The organism is Haloferula sp. BvORR071, from assembly GCF_000739615.1.
Classification (GTDB): domain Bacteria; phylum Verrucomicrobiota; class Verrucomicrobiia; order Verrucomicrobiales; family Akkermansiaceae; genus Haloferula.
Genome location: NZ_BATP01000023.1, coordinates 58,104 through 79,194, shown reverse-complemented (window position 1 = coordinate 79,194; position 21,091 = coordinate 58,104). Strand labels below are relative to the sequence as shown.

At 61.6% G+C, this 21,091-nt stretch carries 21 protein-coding genes and 2 tRNA genes; 14 read left to right on the top strand and 9 right to left on the bottom strand.

Translation table 11 applies throughout. The features are described from left to right. Positions 1–28: 28 nt before the first annotated feature. The 5 genes from BV071_RS12185 (at position 29) to BV071_RS12165 (ending at position 5,713) form a co-directional block, all read left to right on the top strand. A complete protein-coding gene (locus BV071_RS12185; RefSeq protein WP_035607120.1) occupies positions 29–1,837 on the top strand; it encodes a hypothetical protein in 1,809 nt (602 codons plus the stop codon). Continuing rightward, entirely contained in the window at positions 1,837–2,187 is a 351-nt protein-coding gene (gene xseB, locus BV071_RS34250) for an exodeoxyribonuclease VII small subunit (RefSeq protein ID WP_075090896.1), read from the top strand. Before BV071_RS12185 ends, xseB begins: the two co-directional genes overlap by 1 nt. Continuing rightward, positions 2,165–4,057 carry a 1-deoxy-D-xylulose-5-phosphate synthase gene (dxs, locus tag BV071_RS12175; RefSeq protein ID WP_052573246.1) on the top strand — a complete coding sequence of 631 codons (1,893 nt, stop codon included), beginning with the start codon at positions 2,165–2,167 and terminating at the stop codon, positions 4,055–4,057. Before xseB ends, dxs begins: the two co-directional genes overlap by 23 nt. A 19-nt stretch (positions 4,058–4,076) precedes the next feature. Further along, a complete protein-coding gene (locus BV071_RS12170; protein ID WP_035607117.1) occupies positions 4,077–4,313 on the top strand; it encodes a hypothetical protein in 237 nt (78 codons plus the stop codon). Between the two features lie 230 nt (positions 4,314–4,543). Then, a complete protein-coding gene (locus BV071_RS12165; protein ID WP_035607115.1) occupies positions 4,544–5,713 on the top strand; it encodes a putative zinc-binding metallopeptidase in 1,170 nt (389 codons plus the stop codon). A gap of 45 nt (positions 5,714–5,758) precedes the next feature. On the opposite strand, the gene BV071_RS12160 is transcribed toward BV071_RS12165, so the two are convergent. Then, positions 5,759–7,777, bottom strand: coding sequence for a CAP domain-containing protein (locus BV071_RS12160; RefSeq protein WP_265594361.1), 2,019 nt, complete (start codon positions 7,775–7,777; stop codon positions 5,759–5,761). 315 nt (positions 7,778–8,092) lie between these two features. Between BV071_RS12160 and BV071_RS12155 the strand changes: the two genes are divergently transcribed. Then, positions 8,093–8,545 carry a hypothetical protein gene (locus BV071_RS12155; RefSeq protein ID WP_035607109.1) on the top strand — a complete coding sequence of 151 codons (453 nt, stop codon included), beginning with the start codon at positions 8,093–8,095 and terminating at the stop codon, positions 8,543–8,545. A 190-nt stretch (positions 8,546–8,735) separates the two neighbouring features. Continuing rightward, on the top strand, positions 8,736–9,092 hold the full coding sequence (locus BV071_RS12150) for a hypothetical protein (RefSeq protein WP_035607106.1): 357 nt from the start codon (positions 8,736–8,738) through the stop codon (positions 9,090–9,092). A gap of 45 nt (positions 9,093–9,137) precedes the next feature. Here BV071_RS12150 and BV071_RS12145 read toward each other — a convergent pair whose 3' ends face one another. After that, entirely contained in the window at positions 9,138–9,953 is an 816-nt protein-coding gene (locus BV071_RS12145) for an NAD-dependent epimerase/dehydratase family protein (protein WP_035607104.1), read from the bottom strand. 102 nt (positions 9,954–10,055) lie between these two features. Here BV071_RS12145 and BV071_RS35345 point away from each other — a divergent pair, with 102 nt between their 5' ends. Next, a complete protein-coding gene (locus BV071_RS35345) occupies positions 10,056–10,559 on the top strand; it encodes a hypothetical protein (protein WP_265594360.1) in 504 nt (167 codons plus the stop codon). Between the two features lie 97 nt (positions 10,560–10,656). Here BV071_RS35345 and BV071_RS12135 read toward each other — a convergent pair whose 3' ends face one another. The 7 genes from BV071_RS12135 to BV071_RS12105 form a co-directional block, all read right to left on the bottom strand. Then, positions 10,657–11,556: a YitT family protein gene (locus tag BV071_RS12135; protein WP_265594359.1), complete on the bottom strand. Its 900-nt coding sequence runs from the start codon at positions 11,554–11,556 to the stop codon at positions 10,657–10,659. 48 nt (positions 11,557–11,604) lie between these two features. Beyond that, entirely contained in the window at positions 11,605–12,174 is a 570-nt protein-coding gene (locus tag BV071_RS12130; protein ID WP_035607100.1) for an ankyrin repeat domain-containing protein, read from the bottom strand. Between the two features lie 149 nt (positions 12,175–12,323). Continuing rightward, the gene (locus BV071_RS12125) at positions 12,324–12,713 is read right to left on the bottom strand and encodes a hypothetical protein (RefSeq protein WP_035607098.1); all 390 of its coding nucleotides are present in this window, start codon (positions 12,711–12,713) and stop codon (positions 12,324–12,326) included. Positions 12,714–12,885: 172 nt separating this feature from the next. Then, positions 12,886–14,370 carry a PQQ-dependent sugar dehydrogenase gene (locus BV071_RS12120; protein ID WP_052573239.1) on the bottom strand — a complete coding sequence of 495 codons (1,485 nt, stop codon included), beginning with the start codon at positions 14,368–14,370 and terminating at the stop codon, positions 12,886–12,888. Further along, on the bottom strand, positions 14,367–15,851 hold the full coding sequence (locus BV071_RS32870) for a PA14 domain-containing protein (protein ID WP_052573238.1): 1,485 nt from the start codon (positions 15,849–15,851) through the stop codon (positions 14,367–14,369). The genes BV071_RS12120 and BV071_RS32870 overlap by 4 nt, the downstream gene beginning before the upstream one ends. A 136-nt stretch (positions 15,852–15,987) precedes the next feature. After that, positions 15,988–16,242 carry a hypothetical protein gene (locus tag BV071_RS12110; RefSeq protein ID WP_035607096.1) on the bottom strand — a complete coding sequence of 85 codons (255 nt, stop codon included), beginning with the start codon at positions 16,240–16,242 and terminating at the stop codon, positions 15,988–15,990. Positions 16,243–16,294: 52 nt separating this feature from the next. Continuing rightward, positions 16,295–17,512 carry an N-acetylmuramoyl-L-alanine amidase gene (locus BV071_RS12105; protein WP_265594358.1) on the bottom strand — a complete coding sequence of 406 codons (1,218 nt, stop codon included), beginning with the start codon at positions 17,510–17,512 and terminating at the stop codon, positions 16,295–16,297. 105 nt (positions 17,513–17,617) lie between these two features. On the opposite strand from BV071_RS12105, the gene BV071_RS12100 reads away from it, so the two are divergent. From BV071_RS12100 to nusG, 6 genes are all read left to right on the top strand, one after another. After that, a complete protein-coding gene (locus tag BV071_RS12100) occupies positions 17,618–18,448 on the top strand; it encodes a TIGR00282 family metallophosphoesterase (protein ID WP_075090895.1) in 831 nt (276 codons plus the stop codon). A gap of 208 nt (positions 18,449–18,656) precedes the next feature. Beyond that, positions 18,657–18,731, top strand: a tRNA-Thr gene (locus tag BV071_RS12095). 53 nt (positions 18,732–18,784) lie between these two features. Next, on the top strand, positions 18,785–19,966 hold the full coding sequence (tuf, locus tag BV071_RS12090) for an elongation factor Tu (RefSeq protein WP_035607092.1): 1,182 nt from the start codon (positions 18,785–18,787) through the stop codon (positions 19,964–19,966). Between the two features lie 121 nt (positions 19,967–20,087). After that, a tRNA-Trp gene (locus tag BV071_RS12085) sits at positions 20,088–20,163 on the top strand. A 39-nt stretch (positions 20,164–20,202) separates the two neighbouring features. Next, the gene (locus BV071_RS12080; RefSeq protein WP_035607089.1) at positions 20,203–20,439 is read left to right on the top strand and encodes a preprotein translocase subunit SecE; all 237 of its coding nucleotides are present in this window, start codon (positions 20,203–20,205) and stop codon (positions 20,437–20,439) included. A gap of 44 nt (positions 20,440–20,483) precedes the next feature. Next, positions 20,484–21,050, top strand: coding sequence for a transcription termination/antitermination protein NusG (gene nusG, locus BV071_RS12075; protein ID WP_035607086.1), 567 nt, complete (start codon positions 20,484–20,486; stop codon positions 21,048–21,050). Positions 21,051–21,091: the final 41 nt, after the last annotated feature.

The following is a 21,091-nucleotide window of genomic DNA, read 5'->3' as shown; positions in this document are numbered from 1 at the left end:
CACGACTTCGCATTTTGAAACGGCGGTAATGATCCGCCGGATTCTGTTTTTCCTGGTTCTGATCGCCCTGACCTTGGCTCACCTCTTCCCTCTGTTCCGCGGACTCGATACCCCGCAGGCGATGGAGCAGGCCTCGATCGCCCGGGAAGTCGCCCGCGGTGAGGGCTTCGTGACCAAGATGATCCGGCCGCTCGCCTATTATGAAGCGCAGAAGGTGAACAACGGCGGGCGGGTGCCCTTCACTCTCTTCCGGGATACCTACCATGCTCCGCTCAACCCGCTGATCCTGGGGGCTGTGCTCAAGCTTGTGGGTGCCGACAAGCCGGGTGCTTGGCCGATGACCAACAATGAGTTCATCTTCCCCTTGGACCGGATCGTGGCACTGGTTTCCACGTTATTCTTCCTGATGTCGATCGGGGTGACCTATCTGCTGGTAGGGCGAATATTCGATCCCAAGATCGCCGGCGTCACGGTCCTGCTGATGCTGCTTTGTGACTTGATGTGGCAATTCTCGCAGAGCGGCCTGCCGCAGATGCTGCTGCTGCTGCTGTTCTCCTGCGGCATGTATTTCACCTACCGCGCGATGGAAGCGGCTGAGGAAGGCCGGGTGAGCTTCGGCATGGCGCTGCTAGGCGCGGTTTTCTTCGTCCTGATGGCGCTCGCCCACTGGCTTGCGATCTGGATCTTCCTGGGCTACGCGATCTTCGTGGCGGTGGCCTTCAAGCCGCGCGGCGCGGTGGCTCTGGCGGCGCTGGGGATGCTGGCGATTGCGGTCGCCTTTCCCTTCATTCGCTCAAGCGGGATCACTGGCCAGCCCTTCGGAACCGGCTTTTACGTCTTCTACAACGGTCTGGCGGGCGGAGCTGAATCCGTGGTCATGCGCAACCACGACCTGCAAAGCGAGCCGCTTTCGCTCGACGGGTTGATCGTCAAGCTGTTGGGTACAACCTTGGTACAGGCCTCCGACCTGCTGCCCTTCCTCGGCGGCATCCTTGCCGCGCCGATTTTCTTCCTCGCGCTGCTGCACCCCTTCAAGCGCAAGACCATCGCCACCTTCCGCTGGGGGATCCTGCTGATGTGGGCCTTTGCCGCGCTCGGCATGGCCATCTTCGGCATCGACCGCGAGCACTCGACCCACCCGAACCAGATCCACATCCTCTTCGCGCCGTTGATGGCGGCGTATGGACTGGCCTTCATCTCGATCCTGTGGAGCCGCCTGGACGTCGTGGCGAACGTTCCTTTCCTGCGTCATGCTCACTTCATCGCTATCGTCGTGCTTTCTGCGGCCCCGATGCTGCTGAGCATCCCCAAGAAAGGACTGATCGCCATGCAGTTCAGTAAAAACGGGGTCCCTTGGCCGCACTACCGGGCGGACGTTCTGAGCAAGGAGCTGCCGAATCTGATGAAATCCCGCCGTGGTGGGTCCTCGGAGGCCCCCAAGGTGGCGGTTTCCGACCAGCCCTGGGCGGTGGCATGGTATGCCGATACAGTCTGCCTCTGGCTGCCCAAGACCAAGAAGGGCTTTGAAAAGCTGGAATCCGACGCCGAAGCACTCGGCACGCCTTTCGCCGGGATTCTGATGACCCCCAGCTCGATCGAGTCTGCCACCCCGGGCGTGGTTCGTGGCCAGTATAACGACCTTACCTCGCTGGTTTTCAATGGTTATGTCAATCTGACCACCGCGGCAGGCCCGGGCAGCCGTTCGGTCAATATCCTGGACGCCGACTCCAAGTTGCAGGGGATTTCGAACCGCTACGGAGCCATGAAGTTCCTCGTGGGCGCCGACTTCGTGTGGTACGGCAGCCGCAACACCCTCCCGGAGGACTCTTCCCGCTGATGGCCCGTAAGAAACAGGACCCGGCTGAGGCTGCGGGAGAGGGGATTAGCTTCGAAGCCGCCCTTTCCGAGCTTGAGGCGATCGTGGCGGCGATGGAGGAAGAGCAGCTTCCGCTTGAGGAATTAGTGGGTCGCTACGAAAAGGGCTCGAAATTGCTGGCGCGCTGCGAGACGGTCCTCGCCTCCGCCCGGAAACGACTCCAAACCATCTCCGCGAAAGCCGCCACCGAAGCCGGGGCTCTCGCGGAAGAACCCGACGAATCTCCGGAGGAAGACGATGATGAACCTGCCGGTAATTCTTCCGGCACCCCGGACGACAACGACGACGATGACGACATCCGCCTCTTCTGAGCACTCTGCCCTCGGCCCTCTCCTTGCCGCTATCCGATCGCCTGAAGACGTCAAAGCGCTTCCCGAGTCCGATCTGATCAAGCTGGCGGCCGAAATCCGGCACTCGCTCATTACCTGCCTTTCCCGCACGGGTGGCCACCTCGGACCGAACCTCGGGGTGGTGGAACTCAGCGTCGCGCTGCACCGGGTGTTCTCCACGCCGGAGGACCAATTTGTCTTCGACGTCGCCCATCAGGGCTACGTCCACAAGATGCTGACCGGCCGGGCCGACCGCATCCACACGATCCGCACCTACCAAGGCCTGAACGGCTTCCTGCTGCGCTCGGAATCCGAGCACGACAGCTACGGTGCGGGCCACGCCGGCACCGCCCTGTCCGCGGCCCTCGGTATGGCCGCTGCGCGGGATCTGGCGCAGGAGGACAGCCACGTCATCGCCGTCGCCGGGGATGCGGCCTTCACCTGCGGTCCGACCCTGGAGGCGCTGAACAACATCGCCGAGACGACCAAGCGCTTCATCGTCGTGCTCAACGACAACGAGTGGTCGATCGACAAAAACGTGGGGGCGATTGCCCGCTACTTCAACGCGCTACAGACCCACTCGACCTACGCCAGCGTGCGCAATACCGCGGCGGACTTCGTGGAAAAGGTGGCTGGCAAGGCGGTCCGCAAGCTGGCCCACAAGGTGGAAGAGGGTGCGAAGAACCTGCTCTTCCCGAACGTGCTCTTCGAGAAATTCGGTCTGCGCTACTACGGCCCGATCGACGGTCATGACCTGCCGCTGTTGGTCCGTACCTTCGAGCACCTCAAGACCCTGCACGAGCCGGTGGTGCTGCACATCATCACGGAGAAGGGCCGCGGCTACCAGCCGGCGCTCGACAACCCGGGCAAGTTCCACGGTCTGGGTGCTTACAAGATCGAGGACGGCTCGACCGATATTTCCGCGACGCCGACTTGTTCGGACATCTTCGGCCGCACCGTCACGGACATGGCCAAGACGGATGAGAAGTTGGTGGCGATCACCGCGGCGATGCCCGGCGGCACCAAGCTGGAGATCTTCAAGAAGGAGCTGCCCGGCCGCTACTATGACGTGGGCATCGCGGAAGAACACGCCGCGCTCTTCGCCTGCGGGATGGCGACCAAGGGCTTCAAGCCCTTCCTCGCGATCTACTCCACCTTCATGCAGCGGGCCTACGACATGATCATCCATGACATGGCGCTGCAGAACCTCCCCGTGCGCCTGTGCATGGACCGCGGCGGTCTTTCCGGCGACGATGGTCCGACCCACCACGGTCTCTTCGATATCGGCTACCTGCGCCCGGTCCCGGGTATCGTCCACATGCAGCCGGCCAACGAGGCCGAATTCGTGGCGATGCTGAAGTGGATGGCGAATTACGAGGCCGGTCCTTCGGCGATCCGCTACCCGCGCGGGACGATCAGCGGCACCCCGCTGGATGCGCCGGTTGCTCCGATCGAACTCGGCAAGGCAGTGGTCGCGGCGGAAGGCACCGATGTAGTGCTGATCGGCCTCGGCACGCTGTTCGGGATGGCCGAGAAGGCCAAGGCGATGCTTGAGGAAAAGGGCCTTTCGGTTGCGCTGGTCAATCCGCGCTTCATCAAGCCTCTGGATGCCAGCGTCATCGAACGCCTCGCCAAGCAGTGCAAGGTCGTCTGCACCTTCGAGGATCACGTCCTGCACAACGGCTTCGGCTGCGGTGTCATCGAGCTGCTGTCCGACGCGCGGATCACCACGCCGGTCGAGCGCATCGGTTGGCCGGACGCCTTCGTCGAGCACGGCAAGCCGGACATCCTGATGAAGCTCCACGGCCTGACCGCGGAGGCGGCGGTCGAGAAAGTGATGAAGCACTTCTAAGCGGACTCCGTCGCGCGCCATGGCCGAGTTCATCGAAAAGGTCGCGACCGAGTGGGTGGAGATCCGGGCCAAGCACCTGCGGGTGCGCAAGGGTCACCCGAGCTTCACGCAGATGAAGCAGCTGCGCGCACTCTTCGAGGCAGATCCGCTGCCGGTGGTGAGTTCCTTCTGGATCACCCGCGACAAGCGGATCCACTTCAAGCCGAACTTCCCGTCTCTCCTCCGGCCTGCGGTGCGGAGGATCATGGATGTGTAGGGTATTGTTATTGTCCGGACAGTGTCCGGAACATTTTGGTTAGGGAAGCTGAAGGATGATCGGGTGAGGGTAGCGGGGATGGCCGTAGGCAGCCTGCGTTCCTTGGCGGTGCCTGCTTGAAGAAAGCAGCCGGAGCATGTTAGGCATATCACCCCACGCACGGATTTTTCAGCGACCGGCAAGCGGTGTTCGTTTCCGGCGCTTCACCCCGTGTCTGGATTGCCCGGATCATGAAGACCCTGATCCAAACGATCAGCAGGCGGATCTCGGAAACCTGGCACAGTCCCGAGCTACCGCAGCGCGGCCACACCTATCGCTGCCAGTGTGGGCGGCCGGTGTTCTTCCGCAACAGCAAGTGCCTCGCCTGCAGTTCACCGCTCGGCTACGAGCCGGGGCTGGGCGAAGTGCGGGCGCTGCTGCCCGGCCCCAGTGCCGATACCTGGCTATTGCACGGTGACCCCGAGGACACGCCGGGGGTCTACAAGCGCTGTAGCAACTTCAGCTCGCCCGCCGGGTGCAACTGGCTCCTGCCCACCGGGCATGCATCGGACCTGTGCACTTCCTGCCGGCTCAACCGGACCATCCCCGACTTGGGCGATCCGGACAACTGCCGCTACTGGCGCGCGATTGAAAACGCGAAGCGCCGGATGGTCGCGCAACTGATTGCACTAGGGTTGCCGGTGGAATCGAAGGTGGAAGAGAATCCGGAGCGCGGGGTGATGTTCGATTTCCTGCGCTCTCCGCCGGAGGGTCCACGGGTGATGACCAGCCACGGCAATGGCCTGATCACCCTCAATGTCGAGGAGGCGGACGACTCCGTGCGCGAGCGGACGCGCTATGACATGCACGAGCCCTACCGCACCCTGATCGGGCATTTCCGCCACGAAATCGGCCACTACTACTGGGACCGCCTGATCGCCGACTCGCCGTGGCATGAAAAATACCGGGAGCTCTTCGGCGACGAGCGGGCCGACTACGGTGCAGCGCTGCGGAAAAACTACGAACAAGGGCCGCCGCCGGATTGGCAGGATCACTTCATCAGCTCCTACGCTTCCGTGCACCCATGGGAAGACTGGGCCGAATGCTGGGCCCACTACATGCACCTCGTGGACAGCTTGAATACCGCGATGGGATTCGGGCTCACCGGGGACGATGTCGAGCTGGAGCTGGATCAGTATGAGTTGAAGGACCTCTACGACCCGGACGACCGCGGCGCCCCGCGTTACCTGTCTCTGGTAAATGCCTGGCTGGAACTGGTCACCGTGCTCAATGAAGTGGCGCGCAGCATGGGGCAGCAGGACTTCTACCCCTTCGTGATGTCTCGCTCGGTGCTGCGCAAGCTGCACTTCATCCAGCTCGTCGTGAAAAGCGAGCGGGAGGACCAGGACGATGACGACTAAAGTGACAAACGGCGGCGTCTCGCAAGGCCTTGAAGACCCGTGACTTCAAGGATTCGGCGCCACTCTCACGCGGAAAAACACCTGCGATCCGGAGCCGGTCGGCAGGGTGGCCTCGCGGGTCTCGATGCTGCCGTTTGTCGAGACCAGTTGATCCTTGAAGCCGGCGGGAGCTCCAGCTTGGCCCGGCGGGCTCCATGTCCCGAGTTCGGTGCCGGCCTCGGCGAAGTAGCTGATATCGCCGAGCGAGGTATCGATCTGGTAGCTCACGATGACGTCGCTGCCGCTCGTGGATGGCGCGGGATAGCGCGCCATGCTCTCCGTCCCGAGCACCGGCGAGGTGCCGAAGCCGTATTCCACCAGGTTCGGGCGGCCGTCTTGGTCGTAGTCGCCATCCGGATCGGAAAGGGTCCCGGCGGGGATCGAATTGGCGGTTTCGAATGCGGCCGCCCACGAAGCGAAGCCGGGAGGCGGCCCCGCATTCACGGTAACGGTTTTGAACGAAGGCGGGAAATCGAGTCCCGAGATTACCGGGAAGATGGCGTGCAGATAGGTGCCGGTGGCGGGAGGCGTGAAGCTCCCGGTGGTGCTGGCGAGAGTGTCGCTGACCTCGTTCTGGAGTTCCTGGACCTTGCTGAAGTTGATCGCGTCGATGAACCAGCCGTAGGTATTGCCACTGTTGCCCCAGTAGGAGCCGCTGGAGAACTGGAGGAGGAAGCGGACCCGGAAGAGCTTGCCCTCCATCGCGGAGAGGTCGGCGGTCTTCAGGCTGAATGACGCCTCACCCGCACTGTTGACGCCGGTCTGGCTATAGACGTCCACCCAGTTCGAGCTGCCTTCCTCCTTCACCTGCACCTTGTATTGCTCGCTGGGCATCGCGGTGCGCAGGCGGCTCTGGAAGCTGAGCGAGGCGGAGGCGAGGCCGCGGTAGAGCGGGGAAAGCTGGATCCACTGGGTGCCCGGGGGCGAAGCGTTTACCAGGTGGAAAGAGCTGCTGCCCTGTTGCTTCACGCCCGAGTTCACCACGGAGTAGCCACCGAGGATCGACGAAGTGATCTTGGTGGTGTTTTCGGCGTTCTCCGCGGCAGCGGCCGGTGCGGTCCAGCGTTTCCAGCGGTAGCTGCCAGCACCGCCCACTGCGGTGAAGCTCATATTGTAGGGACTACCGGTATACGCGGTAGCGGGACTGGTGATCGCAGGTGGAGCATAGGCCAGCTTGAGGTCCAGCTTGGCATTTGTGGCCGCGGGGATCGTGATCGGCGAGCTCTGGTTCAGACTCAGCCCGGAGAAGGTCACGGTGCGGTCCGCCGCGCTCGTGGGCACCGGCACCACCCAGCCGCCACCGCTGGCGGTCTTGCAATAGTAGGAGGCACCGCTGACGTTGACGTCGAGGTCCGAGATGCCTTCGCCGGGATCGTAGAAGTTGTTACTATTGAGATCGTAGTAGGCCACGCCGGTAGCGAAAGCGGTGCTGCCCTTGACTCCAAGGTCCTGGGTCACGAGTTGAGGGCCGATGCCGCCGTTGGTCCCGTTGACCACTCCGATGCCGATCTCCTTGAAGATTGAATTGTGGATGTTGGTGCGATGACCGCGGCCGCTCTGCATGCCGCCGCTGCCACCGGGACCCCAGTCCACATTCAGACCGGCGTGGCCGAACCAAGTGCTGTTTGAGTAGGCATAGACGTTCTCGCCCCAAGTCAAGAAGCCGGTGGTTGCCATCCGTGTGGCGATCTTTAGTGGGCCCTCATCGTGACTCTGCGTTGCATTCGCCAGCATCCACTGTGAGTGGCTGCGCGCCACCGTGGTGAGCGCGGCGCTTGGTGCCAGAGGAGGAGCCGCAGGGATCGCCTTGAACTCGCTCTGCATCAGGGCGAGGTTCACGTTGTAAATGCTATAAGCATTCAGCACCGCGGCATCGGTGGTTGCGGCCAGGCGGGCTCCCTCCGCTGGCGGATTCGCGCGCGAACGATTGATATACTCCAGATAGAGCTGCTCGTCCGGAGTCGGATTGCCGAAGCTGTAGAGGCTCTGCGCTTGCAGGCTGCAAGCGGCGGTCGCGCATGCCACCAAGAGCATCCGCAAAAATCGCGGGTGTGTTTTCAAGGGTGAACCGAAAGGGCGATACGGTCCGGAGGGCGCGCGAGGGTAGCACGCCCCTTTGATCAAGGGGACCTGAAATTTTCGATCAGTCGGCATCTCGCTCCGCAAAAGTTCCGAAAACCGGGGAAAAGGCGGAGCACGTATTGCCAGTTTGCTTCAAGTTGCACAATGCCACCAAAGGTGGGGTTGCATTGTGCCATTCTAACCGCTCGCAGGGACTGGCGGTCCATTGATTGACAATGGGTAATGGCTTGGGCATAGCGCTTGCAAAGAGAGTTTCGCATGAAACAACTCCTGATCGCAGCAAGCCTTCTCTCCGCCATCACCTTGACCCAGTGTGATGAGGCCGAGCACCAAGTCGGGAAAATTGAGAGCAAGGCTGATATGTCCTTTGCGAAGGACACCTTTGAAGAACTCGCGCGCGGCGACAGCTCGGTCGTGGACAAGATCGACTGGCCGATGCTCCAGTCGATGGGCGAGGATGTAGGAGCGGAATACTCGCAGCTTCCCTCGGAAACCCAGAAGCGGAATTTTGAAACCTCCTATGTGACTCAATTTGCCTCTGGCTTCCAGAAGTCGGGTGGCACGCCCGGCCAGTTCACCAACTGGCGCGTGAGCCACCACGATGATATCAAGACGGAGGTGGCGGCGGATTCCGGCGGCGGCACCGTCACGATCACCGTCACGGAGCGCGACGGCAAAGAGCGCGTCTCCGGCTTGGGCTTCATCCGCTGAATGGCGGTGGAGTTGCCATCACAAGCAAGGGCCGGCTTCTCTTTAGGAGCCGGCCCGTCCCTATCACCGGTCTCACGATTCTCACCGATGATTGCCGCCGGCCTGGCTTCTTCTTTTCTGGGCGATTGCCGGGTTTGTCAGGATATGCGAGCGATTGTTCGGGACTCGACGGTCCACACTCCATTGAAAGATGATCGATTGGCGCCTATCACCCGATTTCGAGAGTATCAAAGAGCGCGAGTGGTTCTTTCCCTCATTCGAGATCCAGGAGTTCCTTCTCCCTCAGATCAACGTGGGAAAGCCGTTTATTGATGAGTATGATGCCACGGAGTTCAGCACCGAAGACTGCGCCCGCTTGAAGGGCAACATCGAGTATCTGATCGATTCCGCGATCTTTGCCAGGAGGACTGAGGTTCAGTTCGACGCCTTCGAGAAGGGCCTGGTGACTTTGTCTTGTGCTGAGATAAGGGACTGCCTGCTCAAGCTTTACGATGCGGCCGATCAAGCCCTGAAGTCTGGCGGCACTCTGGTATTCTGTGGGGACTGAGGGCGAACTGCCGACCGCGGAATCCCTGCGCCGCAAAGCTACCTGTTAGCTCAAGGTCTTCTCCACTTCTGCCGCCGCATCCAGAAATGAAGCATGCCGCGGCTCCCACCCGCTCGAGCGGAGCTTCGCATTCGAGACGCGCTTGTGGGTCCAGCCGCGCTTGCGGTTCAGGTCTCGCGGACCACTTGGCGGTAGTGGGCGGGTGAAGACGCGAGCCAGGCCGGTATAGCACTCGAGCTGCGTCAGCGGGGTGGAGTCGGCCACGTTGTAGATACCTGCCGGTGCCCCGCTGGTCGCGAGATGCAGGATAGCAGCCGCTGCATCATCGCGGTGGATCTGGTTGAGATAGCGGCTGCCGTCTTCTTCAATCACCGCTTCACCACCGAGGAACTTCTTCAAAATCACGCTGCGTTCCGGGCCGTAGATCCCCGCGAGGCGCGCGACGCTGCCGCCTGCTGCCAAGACGAGGTCCTCTGTTTCCCGCAGGAGCTTGCCGGTTCCCCGGTCGGGCTCGGCGGGGCTCTCTTCCGTCACCACCGAGCCATCCGTCTGGGCATAGACCGAGGTGCTGGAAGTAAAGAACAGCGGCATTTCAGGAAAGCGGGCTAACAGATTGCGACAACCTTCGAGATAGACCGCGCGATAGGCTTCCTCACCACCGCGACCGGAGGAGGCGCAGTGGACGATGAAGTCGGGTGCGAGGTCCAGGGAGTTGACCGCGGCGGGGGAAGAGAGATCGCAAGCGATCGAATCCGCTCCACCAGACAAGGACAAGGCCACGATCTTCCAGCCCGCCGCGTGGAAATCGCGGGCGATCGCTTGGCCCAGGTAGCCGTGACCGCAGAGAAGAAGTGTCTGCATGCGGCTTTCATCGCCAAGGCTGGGGACAATGTAAAGGGAGGCGAGAAGCGGTCCAAGACCTAGGGCTCGCGCTTCTTCTCAAAATAAGTAGGGATGCATCCCATGTCGAAGCAGCGCCGCGTCGTCTCCGTCATGCTGGTCCTGGTCGTAGCGGGAGGCTGGGTCGTGTCGCGTTGTGGGCGAGGGCCGCGAGAGCAGGCGGGAGAGTATGATGCGGTTGCCGGAACTCGTGGCGATGGCGGCCTTGACGCGGCAAAATCGGGCAAGCGACTTCCATCCAAGATGCGCACCGGGGAGGAAGTCGCGCTGGCCAAGATCAAATTCAATTTGGACGAAATCCGCGTCGACGGGTTGCGCGGTCCCGAGGATGGTCTCGTCTCGGTCTCCTACGAATTCTGCGTGCCGAAGGATGAAACGACCTTTGCAGAGCTGCGGAAGATCGCGCCCGGCGTGTCGATCCAACCGGAGAGCAAGGGACGGATCGATTGTGGGAGCGACCAGGCGCTGTGTATCGGCAGCACCAGTGGGGCGGATTGGCGGGAAGTGCTGATCGGCATCGCGAAGCTCGGCTACGTGACTGAGATCCGCGAATGTTACTTCGAGTAGAAAGCCGCGATTTCGCCGGGTGAGAATGTGGCTGCGGAGCATACCCACCTCGCGGTTTTGTTGAGCGCGGTCGCGTAGAAGGGTCGGGATGGCCTCTCTAGCCGATCGGCTTGATGTAATAGCTTCGCGAGATGCCCTCGATGTCGTGGTGGAAGTGGAAGGCTTCCGGGCAGTCGAGCTCAAGGGCGTCCAGCACCTCGGGCAGTTCCTCGTGGGTGACTATGGTACGGACTAGGTGCAGGGGCTCCGCGGAGTAGCCGCCGATGCCGCGCTGGATGGTGAAGGTGCGGTGGGGTGCGGCGGTCGTGATGGCCTTGCCGATGGAGTCTGGCTCCTTGCTGAAGGCAGTGATCATCACCAGCTTGAACTTGCGGAAGAAGTTGTTGAGCGTCTCCGCGCCGGCGAAGATGAAGATGCTGGTGTACATCAGCGTGTTGATCACCGGCTCGATCTGGTGGGCCTTGAGGTATTCGAGCGCGAGGCCGAAGACGCAGGAGATTGCCGCGGAGATCACCGCGATGGTGCCGACCGGCTTGAGATACTTCATCGCGAACCAGGCACCTAACACGTCTTCATCGCCGGTCGAACCGCGCAGGCGCAGGGCCATTGCCTTCGCCAATCCGGAAAGAATGCCGCCGAAGAGGACAAGGATCAGGCGCTCATGTTGGGAGTCGGCCATCGTCATTTCCGGCAGCAGCGGTAATGCGAGTAGCACCATCCCGGTGGTCAAGGCGGTGCGCACAGCGAAGGTGCGGCCGATCTTCTTGTAGGCGAAGGCGACGAGGATCGCCTGTGAGATGCCGTAGAGGATCAGGAACAGCGAGTCGCTGGCGAAGAAGTAGCTGAGCGCCGCGGCGATACCCTCGAAGCCGGTAAGGATGACCTTGGCGGGAAAGACGAAGTACTTCAGGGCGATGGCATACAGCAACCCCGCCGCGGCCATGCCAAGGTATTCAAGGACGGGGTGCCGCCGGTCGAACCATGATAGAAATTTCAACGCCGGAGAGTTAGGGGGAGTGATGGGATGCGCGCAAGTTCTCGCGCTTCATGGGCGGGACTCGGGAATCGAGCCCTCGAATTCCCCGAAGAGCAGAAGACGGAGGATGGTGTTGTCCCTCAAATGCCAACTCGCCCAGGTGAGCGGGGAGTCACCGTTGATGTCACGGGCGGTTTTGTCGGCACCGGCTTGGATCAGGGCGTTGATCATCTCGGCATCGCCGTATGCGGCGGCACGGTGCAGGGGCGTTTCACCGCGGGTGCGGATATCGCGGGCGAAGCACTGGGTTGGCGCGTTCGGCAGAGTGGGCCGGTTGAGGTCCGCTCCGGCAGCGATCAGGGCCTTGACGATGGCGGTGCGGCGTGGATCGCCGGTTTTGGTGATCACCTGATGCAGCACGCTTTCTCCGGTTGGCCCATAGGTCGCATTCGGATCAGCGCCGCTGGTGAGAAGGAGTGTGCAGGCTTCCGCTTGGGCGTTGTAGGCAGCGGCTTCGAGAGGCGTGGAGCTATTGAAGCTGCGCTCGTTGAGGGATGCACCCTTTCCAATGCATTCGCGGATGAGGTCGAGGTCGCCGTTCCAAGCGGCGTGCCAGAGGGTTTCGGCGGGAGAGGGCATGGGGAGTGGCGATTCCGGAGGATTGCCAAGGTATCGTCCCGGGTGGGGGTGCGAACTACAATTTCCCGACGCGATTGGAGTAGGCTGGGGAGGGGCGTGCGATCCCGCATGAAAAGGCAGGCTTCGCCCGCACCTGTCCCAGCCGATCGTTAAAAGACGGGCTGGAAGTGAACCAGTTCGTCTCCCTTGATGAAGCAGTCCCACAGCGGTGGCTCGTCGAACTCCAGGCGGAAGAAGATATCGGCCTTGTCGGCCATGTAGACTCCTGGTTCGAGACGGCTGACCTCGGCAATGAACTCTTCGTCCTCCAAAACGGTCTCCTCCCCGTGCTTGGCGATGCCTTCTTCGAGCTTGTTCAAGATCTTCGGCCAAAGGGCTCCCCAGTGGGGACAGAGTTCCTTCAAGAGAGCCTGCGAGTTAGGGCTTTTGTCGGGCGAGACGACAAGGATTTCGTCGTAGGGGGCAGCGGGCAGCATCACGGCGAAGGCTTGATCGCCCTCGCCCAGGTCGATTTCTACGATAGATGCTTCGTGAGGCATGCGCGGATGGATATCAGGTCATCCCGGGCTTGTCACAAGGAAGTCACCCTCGGCAAGCTCCTCGAGGGTGAAAGCCTTCTACGCCAAAAACCCAAGGTGGGCCTGTGGCCAACCTTGGGCTTTATGGGGAACGGCTTTGCCGTTCTCTGATGAAGAGTGCGAGTCGCTGGGCTTACTTCGGAATCTCGTTCAGAGTATACCAGCCCTCGTCGTGCCAGAGCTTGCCGCCGCTGGCGGACTTCACGCCGGGAGCTTCGAGGTGGTGGACATGACCTTGGACCATGCCATCGACCTTCAGTCGCACCTTCTTCTTGTCCGCTGAAACCTCGACGGCGGTGATCTTGGGCGTGACTTGATCCACTTCCGGCGAGCCATATTCAGCTCGGTAGATGTAGGTCCAGGCGTCCATCTTGTAGGACTCCGGCTTGCTGGCGCTTTCGGGATCCACGGGCTCGGTGAAGCTGACTTCAAAGCCGTCCTTGAGAGCGGAGATGTCGTGCATTTCGAAGGGCGTCTTGCCGGTCCAGCGGACGCGCTCGAAGGTGAAGGGCTTGTGGCCGCTGGAGGCCCAGCCGCGGTTGGTGCCGCCAATGAAAAGGGAGCCATCTTCTCCCTGGCGGACCGGCACGATGCCAGCCTCGAAGCCACTGAGGAAGTGGAACACCGCTCCCTGATAGAGACCGTTCACCTTCTCCAAGGAGATGCGCTGAACTTCGGATTTGGTCTGCTCACCGATGTAGAGCTGTTTCTCCCATGGGCCGAACTTTCCACCGGTGAGATCACAGGCGATGCCGGACGGGGATTGACCGACCTTGGCATGCGGCAGGACGACAGCGGGTGGCACGAACTCGGGGATGCGCTTGCGCTCCTTGATGATGCGGGAGTTGTCGTTCGGCTGCACTGGCCGTGCTCCGATCGCCTTCGTCTCGGTGTAGAACTTGTTGCCCTCGGGGTTGCCTTGGAAGGAGCCGGGCTTGAGCCACTTGAGCGAGGACGAGCCGTTCCACGGGCCTTGGTTGTCGGTGTAGAAGGTGTCGCCCTCGGCATTGAAGCCGATGCCGCCGGGCGAGCGGATGCCCGAGCAGGTCGGGATCATTTCGCCCTTCGGCGTGATCCGCATGCACCAGCCGCGGTATTTTGACTCCGCGGTGAAGGAACCGGTGAGGCAGAAGACGGTCCAGATATTGCCTTCCTTGTCCGGCTCGGAGCCGAAGGCATACTCATGATAGTCGCCCTTGATGCCCCAGTCCGAGTTGATGGTCTCGAAGGTGTCAGCCTTGCCGTCGCCATCGCTGTCCTTGAGGCGGGTGACTTCCGGTCGCTGGGTGAGGTAGAGCCAGCCGTCCTTGTAGAACATGCCGAGCGGCTCGTGCAGGCCCTCTGCGAATTTGCTCCACTTTACCTGCGAGAGATCGGAGCCATAGGCACCCGTGCAGATCCACAGGTCGCCGCGGCGAGAGGCCACGGCGATCTTCTGGTCGGGCATCAGCGCGATTGAGCTGAGTTCCAGCACTTCACCCGGCGGCATGGGGATCTCCTCGCGGGTGTAGAAGTCGGATTGCTTCTGCGCTGAGGCAGAGCCCAGCGAAGCAAGCAGCAGGAAAGCGCCAAGCTGCCAGGTGCGCCGGGGAGAGGACTGTGGTCGGGTGAACTTCATTTCCAGGAGTAGGTAAGGGTGGCGGGCTGGCCGGGGATGATTTTGACGAAGACCTTGCCGTCTCGGCTTTCGAGCTCGGCGTGGTCGCTTTGGAGCGTGATCGCATCTCCCAGGCTGGAGGCGGAGCCCTCCTTCTTGAGTGCCAGCTTGTCGGAGATCAGCAGGCTTACAGCGTCACCCTGGCCGTTCACGGTGAGGGTGCGGACCAGTGCGGGGGCCCCGTTGGCGGTGCCGGGCTTCCAGCTATCGAGGACGAACTGATTGCCGACCTGCACGGAGAAGGTCGGGTTGCCGGCGGGGTCGAGCTTGTAGCCGCGGAAGCGGGCTTCGCCACTGAAAGCGGGCGAGCCGCTGAGCTTCACCACATGATCGCCTGCAGGGGATTGGTTACCCTGGCCGCGGTCGGTCCAGTGCTTGGAAGCATCCATGAACTCGCCGGTCCAGATCAGCTCGGGAGCCAGATTGTCCGCGCTGTAGGCGAGGTTCACGCTGCCCGGGAAACCGATGCCGATGCCGCGGGGTGTGGTGCCCTCGATGAAGTTGCGGTAAACCACGGCGCGACCGTTTTCCGGAGCCAGCATGATTGGATCGCGGCCACCTTTGATCGCGGTATCGGTCAGGCTCTTCCAGCCCGGCACGTCCGATTTGCGCCAGGCGAGGGCGATGCCTTCGTTGCCCTTGTATTCGAAGTATTCGACGCGGATTTTGTGCGGCCCTGCGCTGAGCTTTGCCGAGCCGTTCTTGGCGCGACCACCGTCCATCGGGCCGATGCCACTGACCTCCACCACCGGCTTGCCATCCAGGACGACGCGCGCGCCATCATCGGCATCGAGGCGGAAGAGATATTCGCCTTCCTCGGAGACGTTGAGATCACCTTCCCAGACCATGCCGAAGAGATCGGTCGCTCCGGCTTTCTTGATGCTGATCTTGCCATCGTGCTCTTCCTCCACATTGGTGGCCTTGAGCTTCGAGAAGTCCGGAAGACTCTGCCATTCACCATTGTAAACCTGCGAAATCAGGTTGGCGATCGGCGGCTTGCTCGGGGGCAGCGGATGAAGCTTGATGATCTCCGCTTGGGTCCACTGCACCTTGCGGTCGGTGGTGGCGGCGCGGGTGGCTTTCACGAAATCCGTGCTGATGGCCTCCGCCTTGTTGCCCCAGGAAGAGCGGACGTAGCTCAGGATCGCGGCGATCTGGTCATCCGGCAGCACGCCGCCCTGCGGAGGCATCTCCAGGTTGAATTTGCGGCCGTCCACCTCGACCTCGCCGTGCAGCCCGTGAAGCACAATCTTCACGGCTCGCGCCGGATCGCCGGCGACCCAGTCACTGCCGGCCAGCGGCGGAAACTGGCCCCCGGTGGCACCTTTGCCATCAGGACCGTGGCAGGCGGAACAGTAGGTGGTGAAGAGTTGGCCACCATCCTGCGCATGGGCATGGAGTGGCAGGGCCAGTATGGAAGCGAGAAGGGCGGCTCTTGGCATCGGCGAACAGAAACGGATTAAACGTCCAAGGGCTATCCTGAAGACGCAGGAAATTACAGAAATTCGTTGTCACCGGAAACGGTGACTCACCCATCAAGGGGATTTGGCCAGCGAAACCCGCTAGCCTTGCCGCCGATCAATTGCGGTCCGCTTTTGCAAAGCGTCCGGCGACGAAGGCGATGCAGCCCGCGACGAAGACCAACGCTGCCAGCCCCATCATGACATCGAGCATGCCATCTCCGGCGGCGTAATCATCCTTGCCGAGGAGGCCAGCCGAGAAGGCGTTGTCGCGGTAGGAACGGCTCACCGCGACGATTAGGGCAAAGACCGATCCGGAGGCCATCGAAACGAGGCCGGCGATTTGCAGCTTCTTTTTGCGGGGAGCGGTCACTGGGGGGCGCGCACAGCAAAGCGATGCAAGCCTTCGCTTGGCAAGCGTCGGCTTATCGAGCCGGCCGTTGGGCGCGGTAGTAGCGCTCGAGGCCGAGAGCCACGCAGTCGGCGTACTCACGGAAGATCGAAGGGCGTCGCTTGCCGGCGACTTCGCGCAAGCCGTCATAGTCGCCGGCTTGAATGCGGGCGTGGTCTTCCTCGGAGTTCATCACGTAGGGCTCATAGTAGAGCACCGGGCAGTGATAGATACGATTGGCCAAGAGATTGCGGGCCCAAAGATAAGGATTGGCATCCACGTTGCGGGCCCGGCCACTTGCAGCGGTGTAGATGTAGGGCGGCATGGCGGTGCGCTCGACGAAGGCAGATGCAGCACTGGTGGCTAGGGCCACTTCCTCATCGTGGATGCCCTGCAGCATCTTCAGCAGAAGCTCGTGGCGCTGGTCGCCAAGGGCCACCTCGTCGTCGGTATAGGCCCCATTCAGGATCATGTGGAAGTGATCCGCCGGAACGAGGGTGGGGGCATTCGGATTGCCCCAGGCATCGGCGTTGAAATGCAGGCAGAGGACAATGTCCGGCTTGATGGTTTCGTTGACGATCTTGGCCCGCGCGCGGATCTCCGCGGTGCGGTAGAAAAGCCGCTCCGCACGTTGGGCGAGCGTGCCGTCGCCGTTGTTCTTGTCAGCCTCCTCGCGAAGCATCTCGGGGCGGATCGGAGTGACCGGCTCGGTCTGCTCGCGGACCAGCGTGACGGTGGCACCCATCGCCTCCAACTGGGGCTTGAGCAGCTTGGCCACGGCAAGGGTCATGTCTCCCTCCTGGACCGGCTGGGAGCCGGCGATCTGGAACCAGCGCTCCTCCATTTTGGCCCATCTGCCGCCGATATGGCCCGGGTCGATGGCGATTTTCACCCCCTCCAAGGGCTTTTCCGGCGCGGCCGGGCCGAGTTGTGAAGGCTTCCGCCAAAAGCGGGGGGGAGCCGATTCCAGCCCCTCCGGGGCGAAGCGCAGGCGGAATGTCTCCCCGGGAGCGGTTGTCACCAGAACGTGATCGTCATTCACCTGGAAAAACTGCCGCCACGCCGGGGAGACCGTGAAGACACCGTCCATCTGGCGCAGGAAGGCCGGGCGCGAGATGGTAGATTGGTAGTCATTGATTTCCAGCCAGTTCGGGATTGGTGCGAGATCCGATAGCGAGACCGAAACCGCTGGCGCAGGTGACGCGGGGGGCTGCGGCTGCGGACCGCGCAGCCAGACAAAAAGGACGATCAACCCTATGAAAAAGACGATCAGGATAGGCAAACTGCGGGCTCTCATCGGGGATTTGGCTTGGCGCGCCGGAGGGTGGGGGGGTAAGCCTCGCGGGCCCCCGATTTCATGGAGCCGCTGCGCATACTTTTCCTAGGAGACATCGTTGGAGAGCCCGGTCGCAAGGCCGTGATCGAGCATTTGCCCGTCTTGCGCAAAGAACTGGGCTTGGATTTCATCATCGTCAATGGCGAGAACGCCGCCGGTGGCCGCGGGATTACACCGCGGATCGCGATTGAGTTGCTGCGGGCCGGTGCGGCGGTGATTACCACTGGCGATCACGTCTGGGACCAGGCTGAGATCGTGGATTATTTCCCGACCGAGCCGCGCTTGCTGCGGCCGATCAACTATCCTGCCGATACGCCTGGTGCGGGCTCGGTGGTGCTGGAGACCCCGAAGGGCAAGGTCGGCGTGATCCAAGCGCAAGGCCGCTCTTTCATGCAGCCGCCGCTGGAAAATCCCTTTCTGGCAGCGGAAGAGGAGGCCGCGCGGCTGCGGGCCGAGGGCGTGCAGGTGATTTTCATGGATTTCCACGCCGAGACCACCAGCGAGAAAATCGCGATGTGTTGGGCGCTGGATGGCAAGGTGTCCGCGATTGTGGGAACTCACACTCACGTCCAGACTGCGGATGAGCGGATTCTGGCGGGCGGTACCGGCTGCCTGACCGATGCCGGCATGTGTGGCCCCGAGGAATCCGTGCTGGGACGGGCCCCGGAGTCGGTGGTGTGGCGCTTCCGTACCGGGATGCCAACGCGCTTTCCGATCGCCAGCGGACCGGTTCGGCTCTGCGGCGCGGTCGTGGATGTCGATCCGGCCACCGGTCGTTGCCTGGAAATTGCCCGCTTCAACCGCTTGTTGGTGGTGAAAGAGGTCGCAACGCCGCTGGTGGATTCCTTGTAACCCATTGGAATCGAGTGAATTTCGCGCGTCCCACGATAAATTTCCTTCCAATACATATTTTTTTTGACAGGATGGGCGGTTCTGTTCAACTTCCGCCCCGCTTTTCCCGGAACCGGCCGAGAAATTCGCGGGGGTTTTTCGTCTCACGAGAGCCCCTCCGGATTTCCTGGCAAGTCCCGGTAATCGCGAACATAGCCAGTCGTTAATTGCTCGTGTAGCTCAGGGGTAGAGCGCGTCCTTGGTAAGGACGAGGTCGGGGGTTCAATTCCCCCCACGAGCTCCAGCGGCTGCCCGGAGGATCCCCCGAAATTTTCTTCAAGCGTAACCACCACAACCATGGCCAAAGAAGCATTCAAGCGGAACAAGCCGCACGTTAACATCGGAACCATCGGTCACGTTGACCACGGCAAGACCACTCTGACCGCAGCCATCACCAACACGCTGGCCGACAAGGGTTTCGCCGAGAAGAAGAGCTACGCTGACATCGACGCCGCTCCCGAGGAGCGCGAGCGCGGCATCACGATCAACACCGCCCACGTCGAATACGAGACCGACAATCGTCACTACGCCCACGTGGACTGCCCGGGTCACGCTGACTATGTGAAGAACATGATCACCGGCGCCGCCCAGATGGACGGTGGCATCCTCGTGGTGTCCGCCGCTGACGGCCCAATGCCTCAGACCCGCGAGCACATCCTGCTTGCCCGCCAGGTGGGTGTTCCTGCCCTGGTGGTGTTCATGAACAAGGTTGACCTTGTTGATGACGCTGAGCTCCTTGAGCTCGTTGAAATGGAAGTCCGCGACCTCCTTTCGACCTACGAATTCCCCGGCGACGAGATTCCGATCGTCATGGGTTCCGCCAAGCTCGCCCTTGATGGCGACGCGACCCACAAGGAAAACATCTTCAAGCTGATGGCAGCCGTCGACTCCTACATCCCGGAGCCGGAGCGCGCCATCGACAAGCCCTTCCTCATGCCCGTGGAAGACGTGTTCTCGATCGAAGGTCGTGGAACGGTCTGCACCGGTCGTGTCGAGCGCGGTATCGTCAAGAAGATGGAAGAAGTCGAAATCGTTGGTATCCGCGACACGCAGAAGACCACCGTCACCGACATCGAAATGTTCCGCAAGCTGCTCGACGAAGGTCGTGCGGGTGACAACGTGGGTCTCCTGATCCGCGGTCTGAAGAAGAACGACGTCGAGCGCGGCCAGGTGATCGCCAAGCCGGGTTCGGTGAAGGCTCACAGCAAGTTCCGCGGCGAGATCTACGTCCTGTCCAAGGACGAAGGTGGCCGTCACACCCCGTTCTTCTCGAACTACCGCCCGCAGTTCTACTTCCGCACCACCGACGTGACCGGAAGCATCAAGCTGCCGGAAGGTGTCGAAATGGTGATGCCTGGCGACAACGTGAACCTCGAAGTCGAGCTTATCACGCCGATCGCCATGGAGCAGACCATGCGCTTCGCTATCCGCGAAGGCGGCCGCACCGTGGGTGCCGGCCGTGTCAGCGAAATCCTTTGACTTACCCTCGGGTAGGTCCTCAGTCTGTCGCCCCGCGACAACCGGCTGGGACGAATTTCGGGGCACTTCGGCAGTTTGCCGGGGTGCCCCGCCATCGCCTCCACCGGTCACGAAGAATAAAACGGAAGTAGCTCAATTGGTAGAGTAGCGGTCTCCAAAACCGTTGGTTGTGGGTTCGAGTCCCACCTTCCGTGCCATTCTTCAACTCCAGCTTCTCTATTTCAGGTAATCCCGGCATGTTCGCAAAAGTCTCACGTTTCTTCGGCGAAGTGAAAGGCGAGCTTCGCAAGGCCAATTGGCCTTGGGAGTCCGACCCAAAGGTCAAGGGCATCAAGAAGTACAAGGAACTCGTGGATTCCACGATTGTTGTGCTTGTCGCAACCGTGCTGCTGGCGGGCTTCGTGTCGTTTTGGGACAGCATCTGCATTCTGGTGCTGAATTTCATCACGCAGTTGGGTCACGCGACTCACTGAACCGAGCTGAGAGTTTTTCCCGGTTAGCTTTTTTATCTCCCGTCATGCCCGCACCGTCCCCAGAGAACCAGTGGTACGTCGTCCACGTCCTTTCCGGACAAGAAGGACGCGTCAAGGAGCGCATCATCCGCCAGCGCGAGGCGGAAGAGATGGGCGAATACATCTACGAGGTGCTGGTTCCGACCGAAACGGTCTCCGAGATCCGCCGCGGCAAGAAGACTTCCTCCAAGCGGAAGTTCTACCCCGGCTACATCATCGTGAACATGAACCTTCTGACTCCTGACAACCAGCTCGTCGAGAAGACCTGGTATTTCATCAAGGAGATGGAAGGCGTGATCGGCTTTGCCGGCACCAAGGATCGCCCGATCCCGATGCGCCAGAGCGAAGTGGAAGGCATGCTTTCCCAGATCAAGGAGCGCGAGGAGCACGCCCGCCCCGCCATCAGTTTCGAAGTCGGCGATACCGTGAAGGTCGCCGATGGCCCGTTCCAGAGCCAGAACGGCATCGTCGAGGAAATCGACCCCGAGCGCGGCAAGCTGCGTGTGGCGGTCACCATCTTCGGTCGTTCCACCCCGGTGGAACTCGAGTACTGGCAAGTCGAACGCGCCTGATCTTCACACGCTAAACATCCCGATCCCGCAATCCCTCTCTC